This window comes from Rhizobium laguerreae (genome assembly GCF_019778565.1).
GTDB lineage: Bacteria > Pseudomonadota > Alphaproteobacteria > Rhizobiales > Rhizobiaceae > Rhizobium > Rhizobium laguerreae.
In genome coordinates, this window is sequence record NZ_JAAXQT010000004.1 from 494,237 (window position 1) to 508,740 (window position 14,504).

Annotated in this window: 10 protein-coding genes; 8 read left to right on the forward strand and 2 right to left on the reverse strand. The window is 61.5% G+C overall.

Annotated features, from left to right (window positions below; all coding sequences use genetic code 11):
* Window position 1: 1 nt before the first annotated feature.
* Window positions 2-859 (forward strand): carbon-nitrogen hydrolase family protein, encoded by an 858-nt coding sequence (locus tag HFO71_RS16400; protein ID WP_077977738.1) that lies wholly within the window; start codon window positions 2-4, stop codon window positions 857-859.
* Window positions 856-1,284, forward strand: a complete 429-nt coding sequence (locus HFO71_RS16405) for a DUF1178 family protein (RefSeq protein ID WP_077977737.1) — start codon at window positions 856-858, stop codon at window positions 1,282-1,284. The genes HFO71_RS16400 and HFO71_RS16405 overlap by 4 nt, the downstream gene beginning before the upstream one ends.
* 101 nt (window positions 1,285-1,385) lie before the next feature.
* Here HFO71_RS16405 and ubiG read toward each other — a convergent pair whose 3' ends face one another.
* Entirely contained in the window at window positions 1,386-2,132 is a 747-nt protein-coding gene (ubiG, locus tag HFO71_RS16410) for a bifunctional 2-polyprenyl-6-hydroxyphenol methylase/3-demethylubiquinol 3-O-methyltransferase UbiG (RefSeq protein ID WP_077977736.1), read from the reverse strand.
* Window positions 2,133-2,430: 298 nt separating this feature from the next.
* Here ubiG and HFO71_RS16415 point away from each other — a divergent pair, with 298 nt between their 5' ends.
* The 6 genes from HFO71_RS16415 to clpB all read left to right on the forward strand — a co-directional run bounded on the left by HFO71_RS16415 (window position 2,431) and on the right by clpB (window position 11,982).
* Window positions 2,431-3,705, forward strand: coding sequence for an aspartate kinase (locus tag HFO71_RS16415; protein WP_011653679.1), 1,275 nt, complete (start codon window positions 2,431-2,433; stop codon window positions 3,703-3,705).
* Window positions 3,706-3,794: 89 nt separating this feature from the next.
* Window positions 3,795-6,062, forward strand: a complete 2,268-nt coding sequence (gene ptsP, locus HFO71_RS16420; protein WP_077977735.1) for a phosphoenolpyruvate--protein phosphotransferase — start codon at window positions 3,795-3,797, stop codon at window positions 6,060-6,062.
* 28 nt (window positions 6,063-6,090) lie between these two features.
* Window positions 6,091-7,170, forward strand: a complete 1,080-nt coding sequence (gene prfA / locus HFO71_RS16425) for a peptide chain release factor 1 (RefSeq protein WP_027666756.1) — start codon at window positions 6,091-6,093, stop codon at window positions 7,168-7,170.
* Complete coding sequence (prmC, locus tag HFO71_RS16430; RefSeq protein ID WP_077977734.1) at window positions 7,167-8,027, forward strand: peptide chain release factor N(5)-glutamine methyltransferase; 861 nt, start codon at window positions 7,167-7,169, stop codon at window positions 8,025-8,027. The genes prfA and prmC overlap by 4 nt, the downstream gene beginning before the upstream one ends.
* 342 nt (window positions 8,028-8,369) lie before the next feature.
* Complete coding sequence (locus HFO71_RS16435) at window positions 8,370-9,131, forward strand: DUF4167 domain-containing protein (RefSeq protein WP_077977733.1); 762 nt, start codon at window positions 8,370-8,372, stop codon at window positions 9,129-9,131.
* Window positions 9,132-9,381: 250 nt separating this feature from the next.
* Window positions 9,382-11,982 (forward strand): ATP-dependent chaperone ClpB, encoded by a 2,601-nt coding sequence (gene clpB, locus HFO71_RS16440; RefSeq protein ID WP_131640800.1) that lies wholly within the window; start codon window positions 9,382-9,384, stop codon window positions 11,980-11,982.
* 101 nt (window positions 11,983-12,083) lie between these two features.
* Here clpB and HFO71_RS16445 read toward each other — a convergent pair whose 3' ends face one another.
* Window positions 12,084-14,024 carry a M23 family metallopeptidase gene (locus tag HFO71_RS16445; protein WP_077977731.1) on the reverse strand — a complete coding sequence of 647 codons (1,941 nt, stop codon included), beginning with the start codon at window positions 14,022-14,024 and terminating at the stop codon, window positions 12,084-12,086.
* Between the last annotated feature and the right edge of the window lie 480 nt (window positions 14,025-14,504).

The window sequence follows — 14,504 nt, forward strand, 5'->3', positions numbered from 1 at the left end:
GATGAGCTTCAAGGCCGCCGCCGTCCAGATGTGCTCCGGGGTCGACCCGGTGAAGAATGCCGCCGCCATGGCACGGCTGGTGCGCGAGGCCGCTGGCCAGGGCGCGACCTATGTGCAGACGCCCGAGATGACCGGCATGCTGCAGCGCGACCGTACAGCGGCACGCGCCGTGCTTGCCGATGAGGCGCATGACATCATCGTCAAGACCGGCTCAGAGCTCGCTGGGGAACTCGGCATCCACATGCATGTCGGTTCGACGGCGATCGCCCTTGCCGACGGCAAGATCGCCAATCGGGGTTTCCTGTTCGGCCCCGACGGCAAGATCCTCAATCGTTACGACAAGATCCATATGTTCGACGTCGACCTCGACAATGGCGAGAGCTGGCGTGAAAGTGCCGCCTATACGGCCGGCTCGGAGGCCCGCGTCCTGTCGCTGCCCTTTGCCGAAATTGGCTTCGCGATCTGCTACGACGTACGTTTTCCCGCCCTCTTCCGCGCCCAGGCGGTTGCCGGCGCCGAGGTGATGACAGTTCCTGCCGCCTTCACCAAGCAGACCGGCGAAGCGCATTGGGAGATCCTGCTCAGGGCACGCGCGATCGAGAACGGGGTCTTCGTTATCGCTGCCGCGCAGGCGGGCTCGCATGAGGATGGGCGCGAGACTTTCGGCCATTCGATGATCGTCGATCCCTGGGGCACGGTGCTGGCGTCGGCCGGCGCCACCGGTGAGGCGGTCATCGTCGCCGAGATCGATCCGAGCGCGGTCAAGGCTGCGCATGACAAGATCCCGAACCTGAGGAATGGGCGGGAATTCTCGGTCGAAAGGATTGCGGACGCAATCGCCGGAGGCGTCGCCGCTTGATCCGCTATTCCCTCACCTGTGACAATGCCCATGAATTCGAAGGCTGGTTTTCGGAAAGCGCCGATTTCGATCGTCAGGTCGAAACCGGTTTTCTGACCTGCCCGGTCTGTCATTCCGCCGCCATTTCCAAGCTGTTGATGGCGCCGTCGGTATCGACCGCGCGTGGGAAAGACACGATGCAGACGCTGGCAATGGATGCCATGCGCCGCGAGGCCTTGCAAAAACTCAAGGAGGCCGTTGCTGCGGTCAAGGCCAATTCCGAGGACGTCGGCACGCAATTTCCCGAGGAAGCCCGCAAGATCCATTACGGCGAGGCCGAGGCCCGCGGCATCATCGGCCAGGCGACGGTCGACGAGGCGCAGGCGCTCTTGGAAGAAGGCATCGAGATCGCGGCCATTCCCGTTTTGCCGGAGGACGTGAACTGACCATGCAGTCCGAGTGGCCGTCTACAATTTCGGCCTGCATGTCGCACTGCTGCCTGCATGTCGTACTGCTGAAAGTGTAGCCGGCTTGTTGACGGTGGGAACTATGCCGGCCGCTTTGCTAGCAGCATATAATTGACGTCCATATCCTTAGACAGGTTCCACTGGTTCGACAGCGGATTGAAGAAGACGCCGGTGCGGTCGGTGATCTCAAGGCCGCTTGCCACCAGCGGCTTTTCCAGTTCTTCCGGGCGTACCAGCTTTTCATACTGATGCGTGCCGCGCGGCAGCCAGCGCAGAATGTTCTCGGCGGCGAAAATGGCAAGCGCTGCCGCCTTTATCGTGCGGTTGATGGTGGCAACGAAGATCAGGCCGCCGGGGCGGACCATTTTCGAGCAGGTGGTCATGAAGAACTCGACGTCGGCGACGTGTTCGACAACTTCCATGTTCAAGACGATATCGAAGGTCTCGCCAGCCTCCGCCAGCTCCTCGGCGGTGACGGCGCGATAGTCGACCGAGACGCCGGAGGCCTTCGCATGAGTGGAGGCGATGCCGATATTCTTCTCGGACGGATCGGCGCCGACGACGGAAGCGCCCATGCGGGCGACAGGTTCGGACAACAGGCCGCCGCCGCAGCCGATATCGAGCACGCGCAGCCCCTCCAGCGGGCGCACGCTTTTCGGATCACGGCTGAAATTCTCGCAGGCCTTGTCACGGATATAGGCGAGCCGAACGGGATTGAACTTGTGCAGCGGTTTGAACTTGCCGGTCGGGCTCCACCACTCCGCCGCCATCGCCGAGAAGCGGTCCACTTCGCCCTGGTCGATCGTGCTTCTGGCGCCTTCCGTCATCGTCCACTCCTTCATTCGTGACATGTGAAGTCGGACGATCGGGGGCATAAGTCAAGGGGCGCAGATCAGGGGATTGGTGAGCGCGGAACCGCTCGCCAATAGCTTTTATCGCGCGTGCTTGCCTCCCCCCGCCAAACTCGCTAAGAGACGCCGCAACTTGGGGTCTTTGGGGCCTGGGCTTTTAGAGCGGTTCCGGAAGTTGGGAATCCGGCTCTCTGGCCCAAGCGGTCTGCCCCAGAGCTTTCGTGATGCCGGGTCCGGTTTTCCGCTTTCCCGGCGCCAGTCGTGGTAGAGGCATATGGCACGCATCGTAATGAAATTCGGCGGCACGTCCGTCGCTGACCTGGACCGCATCAAGAACGTTGCCCGCCACGTAAAACGCGAAGTCGATGCCGGGCACGAGGTGGCGGTGGTCGTCTCGGCCATGTCCGGCAAGACCAATGAACTGGTCGGCTGGGTCCAGGGCACGCCGAAGGTGATCGGCGCCAATTCTCCGTTTTACGATGCGCGGGAATATGACGCGGTGGTCGCATCCGGCGAGCAGGTGACCTCCGGTCTGCTGGCGATCGCATTGCAGGCGATGGATATCAATGCGCGGTCCTGGCAGGGATGGCAGATCCCGATCCGCACCGACAATGCGCATGGCGCGGCACGGATCATGGAGATCGACGGCTCCGACATCGTTAAGCGGATGGGCGAGGGACAGGTCGCCGTCATCTCCGGCTTCCAGGGGTTGGGACCCGACAACCGGATCGCGACGCTCGGACGCGGCGGATCGGACACTTCGGCCGTCGCAATCGCGGCAGCTGTCAAGGCAGACCGCTGCGATATCTATACTGATGTCGACGGCGTCTACACGACCGACCCGCGCATCGTACCGAAGGCGCGCAGGCTGAAGAAGATCGCCTTTGAGGAAATGCTGGAAATGGCCTCGCTCGGCGCCAAGGTACTACAGGTGCGCTCGGTCGAGCTTGCCATGGTGCATAAGGTGCGCACCTTCGTGCGCTCATCATTCGAAGATCCCGATGCTCCGGGCATGGGCGATCTGCTGAACCCGCCCGGAACGCTGATTTGTGACGAGGATGAAATCGTGGAACAGGAAGTAGTCACCGGCATCGCCTATGCCAAGGATGAGGCTCAGATCTCGCTTCGCCGTCTTGCCGATCGGCCGGGCGTTTCCGCGGCAATCTTCGGGCCGCTCGCCGAATCCCATATCAATGTCGACATGATCGTCCAGAATATTTCCGAGGACGGGTCGAAGACCGACATGACCTTCACCGTACCGTCAGGCGACGTCGAGAAGGCGATCAAGGTGCTCGGCGACCATAAGGAGAAGATCGGCTACGATGTCGTGCAGAACGAATCGGGGCTGGTGAAAGTATCGGTCATCGGTATCGGCATGCGCAGCCATGCGGGCGTTGCCGCTACCGCATTTCGTGCACTTGCCGAAAAAGGCATCAACATCAAGGCGATCACCACCTCCGAGATCAAGATTTCCATCCTGATCGACGGTCCCTATGCAGAACTCGCTGTCAGGACTTTGCATTCCTGCTACGGTCTGGATAAGAATTGATTCCCAGCGGGCGGCCTGCCCCTTCAGGTTGAGGAGATGAGGCCGGCCCGCCGGGGACTAAGTGCGTTGTTTCGGGAGCTTGAGACGCCATGAGAGACCTTTCCGGCGGTCCGCGCGTGCTGCTCAGGCGGCTGCGCGAGTTGATGGCGGAGCCGCTGGAGCCGCAGGAGCGTCTTGACCGGATCGTTCGCCAGATCGCCGGCAACATGGTGGCGGAGGTTTGCTCCGTCTATGTGCTGCGCGCCGACGGCGTACTCGAACTCTATGCGACCGAAGGCCTCAACCGCGAAGCCGTGCACCTGGCGCAATTGAAGATGGGGCAAGGCCTGGTCGGCACCATCGCGGCCTCGGCCCAGCCGCTCAACCTTTCCGACGCGCAGTCGCACCCTGCCTTCCGCTACCTGCCGGAGACGGGCGAAGAAATCTACCATTCCTTCCTCGGCGTGCCGATCCTCAGGACCGGGCGCTCGCTTGGCGTTCTCGTCGTGCAGAATAAGGCAAGCCGCAACTATCGCGAGGAAGAGGTGGAAGCGCTCGAGACGACAGCGATGGTGCTTGCAGAGATGATCGCCACCGGCGAGCTCAAGAAGATCACCAAGCCCGGCCTCGAACTCGACCTGACGCGTTCGGTCACTGTCGACGGCGATACTTATAATGACGGCATCGGCCTCGGTTACGTCGTACTGCACGAGCCTCGCATCGTCGTCACCAACCTGTTGAACGAGGATGCCGAGAAGGAAATCCGGCGGCTGGCCGAAGCCATGGGCTCGCTCAGGATTTCGATCGACGACATGCTGTCGCGTCGCGACGTGTCGATGGAGGGTGAACACCGCGAGGTGCTCGAGACCTATCGCATGTTCGCGCATGACCAGGGCTGGGTGCGCAAGCTCGAGGAGGCGATCCGCAACGGCCTGACGGCGGAAGCGGCGGTCGAGAAGGTGCAGAGCGACACCAAGGCGCGGATGATGCGGTTGACCGACCCTTATCTGCGCGAACGCATGCATGACTTCGAGGATCTGGCGAACCGGCTGCTCAGGCAGTTGACCGGCTATACCGGCCGGACGACCGCCGAAGGTTTCCCCAGCGATGCGATCATCCTGGCGCGCGCGATGGGGGCGGCCGAACTGCTCGATTATCCGCGTTCTAATGTCCGTGGGCTGGTGCTGGAAGAAGGGGCGGTGACGAGCCACGTGGTAATCGTCGCGCGCGCCATGGGCATTCCCGTCATCGGCCAGGCGGCGGGCGTGGTGGCGCTCGCCGAGAACGGCGATGCTGTGATCATCGACGCCGACGAGGGGCATGTGCATCTGCGGCCGATGGCCGATCACCGGCGTTCCTACGAGGAAAAGGTTCGCTTCCGGGCCAGGCGGCAGGAGCAGTTCCGGGCGCTGCGCGCCGTCGAGCCGGTCACCAAGGATGGGCAGCGGATCGCGCTGATGATGAATGCCGGGCTGCTGGTCGACCTGCCGCAGCTTTCGGAATCGGGTGCCGAGGGGATCGGACTCTTCCGCACCGAGCTGCAGTTCATGATCGCCTCCACCATGCCGAAGGCGGAGGAGCAGGAGCAGTTCTATCGCAATGTGATTAAGCAGGCGGCGGGCCGCACTGTCACCTTCCGTACGCTCGATATCGGCGGCGACAAGGTCGTGCCGTATTTCCGCGGCCATGAGGAAGAAAATCCCGCCCTCGGCTGGCGCGCCATCCGGCTATCGCTCGACCGGCCGGGGCTGTTGCGCACCCAGTTGCGCGCTCTGCTGAAGGCATCGGCCGACACCGAGCTGAAGCTGATGGTGCCGATGGTGACCGAGGTTTCCGAGCTGAAGATGGTGCGCGAGCTGTTGCAGAAAGAAGTGCAGCATCTCTCGCGTTTCGGTCACGGGCTGCCGCGCAAGCTGCAATTCGGGGCGATGCTGGAGGTGCCGGCACTGCTTTGGCAGCTCGACGAGTTGATGGAGGCGGTCGATTTCGTCTCGGTCGGCTCGAACGATCTCTTCCAGTTCGCGATGGCGGTCGATCGCGGCAATGCACGGGTCTCGGACAGGTTCGATCCGCTCGGCAAACCGTTCTTGCGCATCCTGCGCGATATCGTGCGCGGGGCGGACAGGAACAAGACGCCGGTGACGCTCTGCGGCGAACTCGCCAGCAAACCGATCTCGGCGATGGCGCTGCTCGGCATTGGCTTCCGCTCGATCTCGATGTCGCCGGCCTCGATCGGACCGGTGAAGGCGATGCTGCTCGGGCTCGACGTCGGGGCACTGACGAAGGCGATGGACGAGGTGCTGGACGATCACCATGCCTTGATGCCGATGCGCGAGGTGCTTGCCCGCTTCGCCGAGAGCCACAATATTCCCCTTTAGACAGATAAAAGAAGAATCGGAGTGAAGGGTGGCGAAGCTTCCCGTTGAAAAGATGCGCGAACTGGAACGCCGTTTCGGCGAGATCGAGGCGCGCATGTCGGCTGGTCCGGCTGCCGATGTCTATGTGAAGCTCGCATCCGAATATTCCGAGCTGCAGCCTGTCGTGACGAAGATCCGCGTCTATGAGAAGGCCGTCGCCGAGCTTGCCGACTTGGAAACGCTGCTCGAGGACAGATCGGTCGACCGCGAGATGCGCGACCTCGCCGAGCTGGAGCTGCCCGAGGTGAAAGAGCAGATCGAGGCGCTGGAACAGGAGATGCAGATCCTGCTTCTGCCGAAGGACGCAGCCGACGAAAAGAGCGCGATCCTCGAAATCCGCGCCGGCACGGGCGGTTCGGAAGCCGCCCTTTTCGCCGGCGATCTGTTTCGCATGTACGAGCGCTTTGCGGCGGAAAAGGGCTGGAAGGTGGAGGTGCTCTCGGCAAGCGAGGGCGAAGCCGGCGGCTACAAGGAAATCATTGCGACGATCACCGGCAGGGGGGTCTTTGCCAAGCTGAAATTCGAATCCGGCGTGCATCGCGTGCAACGCGTGCCGGAAACCGAGGCGGGCGGGCGTATCCATACGTCGGCCGCAACGGTTGCGGTGCTGCCGGAGGCCGAGGAGATCGACATCGAGATCCGGGCTGAAGACATCCGCATCGATACGATGCGCTCTTCGGGTGCGGGCGGCCAGCACGTCAATACGACGGACTCGGCGGTGCGCATCACCCACCTGCCGAGCGGCATCGTCGTCACCAGTTCGGAAAAATCGCAACACCAAAATCGCGCCAAGGCGATGCAGGTGCTACGCTCCAGGCTCTACGATGCCGAGCGGCAGAGAGCCGATAGCGAGCGCTCTGCCGATCGCAAGAGCCAGGTCGGCTCCGGCGACCGCTCGGAACGGATCCGCACCTATAATTTCCCGCAGGGGCGGGTAACGGACCATCGCATCAATCTGACGCTTTATAAGCTCGACCGGATGATGGAAGGTGAGATCGAGGAGGTCGTCGACGCGCTGATGGCCGACTACCAGGCCAGCCAGCTGGCGCAGCTCGGCGAGCAACAATGAGCTCGACGGTCGCCGATATACTTGCCGAAGCGCGCCGCCGCTTCACCGAAGCAGGTATCGTCGACCCGGCGACCGATGCGCGGCTGCTTGTCGCGGGCCTTCTGAAACTGTCGCCGACCGAGTTGTTGACGCGATCGGCCGAGAGGCTTTCTTCCGAGCAGGCCGAAGTGATTTTCAAGGCACTGGAGCGGCGGCTCGGTCATGAGCCGGTGCATCGCATTCTCGGCGTGCGGGAATTCTACGGCCTGCCGCTTCGGCTTTCGGCGGAAACGCTGGAACCGCGGCCGGATACGGAAATCCTGGTCGATACGGTTCTGATCTATCTCCAAGACCTTGCAAAGGCGCAAAGCCGTCTCCATATCCTTGACATGGGAACCGGGACCGGGGCGATATGCCTTGCGCTTTTGAGCGAATGTCCTGATGCGTCAGGTGTCGGCAGCGACATATCGGCGGACGCACTTTTGATGGCAAGATCGAATGCAGAAAGAAACGGGTTGCAGGATCGTTTTGAGGCCGTACAGTCAAATTGGTTCGAGAACATCCAGGGATCCTTTCACGCGATTGTCTCAAATCCGCCCTATATTGCTTCCAATGTCATTCACGATCTCGCTCCCGAAGTGACTAAATTTGATCCGGCTGCGGCTCTGGATGGCGGCCCGGATGGGCTTGACGGCTACAAAGCCATAGCCAAGGATGCGGCAAGGTTCATCAGGCCCGATGGGGTCGTCGGACTGGAGATCGGCTACGATCAACGAAACGACGTGACGGCGATCTTTGAAGCGAAAGGCTTCAGGTGCCTCAAATCCGTGAAAGATTATGGTCAGAACGACAGGGTGCTCGTGTTCGCGCTCGCGTGAAAGACGATAATGCGGCATTGGACGAGACATTATTGTTATTGCGAAGAAAAGGCTTGGATTTCCCGGTGAAGCAATATAGGTTGCGGTCACGTGTTGGGCAGAGAGGAATGAACGAGATTCGTTCGGTACTTGGTTTGCCTCGGGGGGCCGCTCTTTTAAACGAGAGTTTCAACGGTTGAACACGACCCAATGCGTGAATCAGTCAAACTGACTTGAGAACCAAGCGGCAGGTCGGCGCAAAGGCGCAGTATGCTCGCGGCACAAAGGTCCTGATCCGGTTTTCCGGTCATGGCGGTTGGTGCCATGTATCCATCACAAACAGAGAATTCAGGTGAACGATCTATGAGGCCAGGACAGCAGAACAAGCGCGGTCGAGGGCGTGGTAACAATAATAACGGCGGCGGCGGCGGCGGAAATAACAATAACAACAATTTCAACCGCAAGGGCGGCAATCCGCTGACCCGGTCCTATGACAGCTCCGGCCCCGATGTGAAGATTCGCGGTACGGCGCAGCATATCGCCGAAAAATACGCGCAGCTCGCCCGCGACGCCCAAAGCTCCGGCGACCGCGTAATGGCCGAGAACTATCTCCAGCACGCCGAACATTACAATCGTATCATTGCCAGCGCCCAGGCGCAGATGCAGGAACGCTTCCAGCGCGACGACCGCGGCGAGTACAATGATCGCGACGGTGCGGACCGCGACGGCGACGACATGGACAACAATGAGAATGAGAATGACAATGACGGCGACGATGTCGTTATCGTCCAGCCACCGCAGAGCAGGTCGCACCAGCCGCAGCAGAGCAGACAGCACCAGCCGCAGGCACAGCCGAAGCCGGTAGCCGCTCAGGCGCCTGCACCGGCACAGTCCGAGGTCAACGATGGAACCGGCCCGCAGCCGGAGATCGAAGGCATTCCGGCCGAAGTCGCGATGGACGAGGAAGGTGCCGGCGGCCAGCCGCGCGAACGCCAGCCCCGCCGCCGCAGCACCGGCAGCCGTCCCCGTCGCCCGCGTCGCGGCGCTGAGGGCGAAGAAACAGCCGCTGAAGGCGAGGGTGCCTCGGCCGAGGCGCCAGTGCTGGCTGACGCCGCATCGGAATGAGGGTTTCGCTTCCCCTACGGGGAGAGCTTGACTCTCATGCCATCTGCTCGAATTAGCTTGAAAATCCCCGGCCTTGTGCCGGGGATTTCATTTTATGGGCTCTTTAAACTCGCAGAACAGGCTACCATATTCTCTTCGAACTGCTTCGCCCGAATCCCTTACGGGCAAAGCGCGACCTGCCTTTTCAGGGGGTCGATCTCAATCATCGGTCTGCGCCTTATCAGGGCAGGGCGATCCATGGAGGTAGAATATGAATATCGAGAAATATTCGGAGCGGGTGCGCGGTTTCATCCAGTCCGCCCAGACCTATGCGTTGGCGCAGGGTCACCAGCAATTCACGCCGGAACATGTGCTGAAAGTCCTGCTCGACGATGATCAGGGCATGGCGGCGTCGCTGATCGAGCGCGCCGGCGGCGATGCCAAGGCCGCCCGCCTGGCCAATGACGCGGCTGTCGCCAAATTGCCGAAGATTTCCGGCGGCAACGGCAACATCTATCTGGCACAACCCCTCGCCAAGGTGCTTTCGACCGCCGAAGAAGCGGCGAAGAAGGCCGGCGACAGCTTCGTCACGGTGGAACGCCTGCTGCAGGCGCTGGCGATCGAATCCTCGGCCTCGACCTTTTCGACGCTGAAGAACGCAGGCGTGACGGCCCAGGGCCTCAACCAGGTCATCAATGACATCCGCAAGGGTCGGACGGCAGATTCCTCCAATGCCGAGCAGGGTTTCGACTCGCTGAAAAAGTTCGCACGCGATCTCACCGCCGAAGCCCGCGAGGGCAAGCTCGACCCGGTGATCGGCCGCGACGACGAAATCCGCCGCACCATCCAGGTGCTTTCGCGCCGCACCAAGAACAATCCTGTGCTGATCGGCGAACCCGGCGTCGGCAAGACGGCGATCGTCGAGGGCTTGGCGTTGCGCATCGTCAACGGTGACGTGCCGGAATCGCTCAAGGACAAGAAGCTGATGGCGCTCGACATGGGCGCGCTGATTGCCGGTGCGAAATACCGCGGCGAATTCGAGGAGCGGCTGAAGGCCGTGCTCAATGAAGTCCAGGCGGAAAACGGCGAGATCATCCTGTTCATCGACGAGATGCACACGCTGGTCGGCGCCGGCAAGGCGGATGGAGCGATGGACGCCTCGAACCTGCTGAAGCCCGCTCTTGCCCGTGGCGAGTTGCATTGCGTCGGCGCGACCACGCTTGATGAATATCGCAAACATGTCGAGAAGGACCCGGCCCTTGCCCGTCGCTTCCAGCCCGTCGTCGTCGACGAACCGACGGTCGAAGACACGATCTCTATCCTGCGCGGGCTGAAGGAAAAATACGAGCAGCATCACAAGGTGCGCATCGCCGATGCGGCGCTGGTGGCTGCGGCGACGCTTTCCAACCGCTATATCACCGACCGCTTCCTGCCCGATAAAGCGATCGACCTGATGGACGAGGCGGCGGCGCGGTTGCGCATGCAGGTTGATTCCAAGCCGGAAGAGCTCGACGAACTCGACCGCCGCATCATGCAGCTGAAGATCGAGCGCGAGGCGCTGAAAAAGGAAACGGACGTTGCGTCCGCCGACCGTCTGAAGCGGCTTGAAACCGAAGTGACCGATCTCGAGGAACAGGCCGATGCGCTGACGGCCCGCTGGCAGGCGGAAAAGCAGAAACTCGGCCTTGCCGCCGATCTCAAGAAGCAGCTCGATGATGCCCGCAACGAACTGGCGATTGCCCAGCGCAAAGGCGAATTCCAGCGTGCCGGCGAACTGACCTACGGCGTCATTCCCGACCTTGAAAAGCAGCTCGTCGATGCCGAGAAGCAGGATGGGGACCGCAGCGCGATGGTGCAGGAGGTGGTCGCCCCGGACAATATCGCCCATGTCGTGTCCCGCTGGACCGGCATTCCGGTCGACAGGATGCTGGAGGGCGAACGCGACAAGCTGCTCCGGATGGAAGACGAACTGGCGAAATCGGTGATCGGCCAGGGCGATGCGGTTCAGGCAGTGTCGCGCGCCGTCCGCCGTGCGCGCGCCGGCCTGCAGGACCCGAACCGGCCGATCGGCTCGTTCATCTTCCTCGGCCCGACCGGCGTCGGCAAGACGGAGCTCACCAAAGCGCTCGCCCGCTTCCTCTTCGACGACGAAACGGCGATGGTGCGCATGGACATGTCGGAATATATGGAAAAGCACTCCGTTGCCCGGCTGATCGGTGCGCCTCCCGGCTATGTCGGTTATGACGAAGGCGGAGCGCTGACCGAAGCCGTGCGCCGCAGGCCCTATCAGGTCGTGCTGTTCGACGAGATCGAAAAGGCGCATCCCGACGTCTTCAACATATTGCTGCAGGTGCTGGACGATGGACGTCTGACGGACGGCCAGGGTCGGACGGTCGACTTCCGTAACACGATGATCATCATGACTTCGAACCTCGGTGCCGATTATCTGACGCAGTTGAGGGACGGCGACGACAGCGACACGGTTCGCGAGCAGGTGATGGAGGTCGTGCGCGGACATTTCCGGCCGGAATTCCTGAACCGCATCGATGAGATCATCCTCTTCCATCGCCTGAAGCGCGAAGAGATGGGCGCGATCGTCGATATCCAACTGAAGCGGCTGGTGGCTCTGCTGTCCGAGCGCAAGATCGTCATCGATCTCGACGAGGAAGCCCGCCACTGGCTGGCGAACAAGGGTTACGATCCGGTCTACGGCGCAAGGCCGCTGAAGCGGGTGATCCAGAAGTTCGTGCAGGATCCGCTGGCCGAGCAGATCCTGTCCGGCCAGGTGCCGGATGGATCGACGGTGACGGTGACGAGCGGTTCGGACCGGCTGCAGTTCAGGACAAGGCAGACGGTGAGCGAAGCGGCGTAAATACGGTTTGCCGGATGAATGAGAATGGCGGCTTCGGCCGCCATTTTTCGTTAGGCGGGAGTAACGACCGGCGGGTCATCAGCTTGTCGGTTTAATGGAAATTACTTGCTCGCCACCTGGTCTGGCGTCTGGTTGTTCAGCAGCGTATCGATGCGCTTGCGCTCGTCTTCGAATTTCGCCAGCGCCTCGCCCTGCAGCGATTTGCCGCCCGGCAGGCGGATGCGCAGCGGATCGACCTTGGTGCCGTTGACGATCAGCTCGTAATGCAAGTGCGGGCCGGTGGATTCCCCTGTGGTGCCGACCCAGCCGATCACCTGGCCCTGGCGGATCTTGGCACCGGGGACGACGCCCTTGGCGATGGCGCTCTGGTGATTGTAGGAGGATTCATAGCCGTTGGCATGGCGCACGATCGTCTGATTGCCATAACCGCCGGAATCCCAGCCGGCTTTTTCGACCGTGCCGTTGCCGGCGGCGATGATTGCCGTGCCGCGGGGTGCTGCCCAATCGACGCCGGTGTGCATGCGGGCGAAACCGAGGATCGGGTGGCGGCGCATGCCGAAGCCCGATTTGAAGATGCCGTTCGGAACCGGGTTGCGCAGCAGGAACTGGCGGATGCTCTTGCCGTTCTCGTCGAAATAATCGACCGTGCCGTCTTCGGGGTCCTGGAAGCGGTAAAAGCGCGTCTGCGTATCGCCGAAACGGGCGTTGACGTAGAGCAGTTCGGAATCCTCGGTCGCCTGACCGGCGCTGTCGGCGACGGAGAAGAAGGCTTCGAGACTGTCGGTCGGCCTCAGTTGCGCCTGGAAATCGACATTGCTGGCGAGCAGCTTGATGATCAGCGCCGTCATATCCTTGGTCATGCCGTAGGAAAGCGCGGCGCGATAGATGCCGTCATAGACGCGCGGCAGGTTCTGGCCGGGGGGAGGTGCGAAGGAATTGTCATCGAAGGCGGTGGCGATGGCATCCAGCATCGGCGGCTCACTGCCGGGCACGTATCTGCCCTTGTCGTCGACGGCCACGGTGACGAGATGGCGCGTGCCGCGGTAGACGCTGGCTCGGATGATCTTTGCCTGTTCGCCCTTCTGAATGATGCCGATGCGCAGCACATCGCCCTTGTCGAGATCACCAGAACCCAGTTGCTGCGCGATATAGCCGGCGATGCCGTCGGCATATTGCTGCGGATAGCCTGACTCCGTCAGCGCCTTGGCGATCGGCGTGTCGATGCGCACCGGCAGGATGTCGTCGGCGAATTCTTCGGTCTGCGGCGTGATCGATTCCGATGCGGAGACGGTCATGTTCTGTTCGAGCACGCGGGCGGACAGACCGGCGGTCAGATCGACATCGGCGTCCTCGTTGGAGAAACGACGCGGATCGACGTAATAAAGGGCTGCGAGCTGCGTGTTGCCGTCCGTCAGCACCGAGCCGTTGGAGCGCACGTTCTCTTCGACCTCCTCAAGCGACAGGCCGGATGCCATCTGCATGCTGGTCTTGCCGGTCGGGAAGGGAATGGTCTTCAGGCTGACTTCGGATTCGACGTCGGAGCCGTAAAGCGCGCCTGTGCGGCTTTGCGGCGCGGGCTGCGGCTCGTCGGCGGAAAAGATCGCCAGAGGATCGAAGTCGGGATAGTCCTCCGTCGCCACATGGTTGGCGGCCAGCGTCATCTTCACGTGCGCGAAGGGCTGGCGGCGCACGACTTCCTTTTCGCCGTCGTGGACGACGGTTGAGACTTCCATGATGGCACGGTCGGACGGTTTTGCGGCGATGGCGGGCGCGATCAGCCGGCCACCGCGGACCACTGTCGTATCCTCATGCGCGTCTGCCGCAACACTCGCATAGGCTTCGGCGGGGATCGCCAATTGCTGGCGGCCGTCAAGTGCGGCAAAAAGGGCGACACCCATCAAGACGGATGATGTAATGCCGGTGAGGAACGTGCCCGAGAGCCAGCGCAAGGAAACTTCGCGCCGGTCGGGCGCGCGTCTGCCGTCGGCCAGAAGCGGAGGCTCGTTGCCCAACGAGCGGATCATCATTTTCTCCGTCATCATGGCAGTCGGGTCCGCGTCCTTACATCAGGCGTCTGTGGGAGCATGTATCGGCCATCCTGGCTGGGGCGAAAGATGTGCATATTTTGGGCATGGAAGTCAAATCACTCAGAAAAAGGCAGTCTGCCTGCATTTGCCTGTGTGAATCATGTGTCTCTTAAGACCAGCAGATTGTGATGATGTCGGGGCGCGGGGGACAAAAGAGCGTTCTTTCCACGAAAAGTCGAAAGACGTTCATCTTTCGTGGCCGTGTATGGCCGGTCGGAATCCGGGAAATGATCGAATTTGCGCGTCGTCCGAAATTTTTCCCGTAAAAACAATATCTTGAAAGAAAAATCAATTTTTTCGAAAAGCGCTGTTGACTGTTTATGAGGGTTAGTTCTATAAGCCCACTCACTGAACGAGGGCGGCGGCGCTGCTGGCGACGAAGTCTTTCGTTCTAGTGAAACTCAAGCGGATTGGCGATTGCTGGTTTGTGTTCTG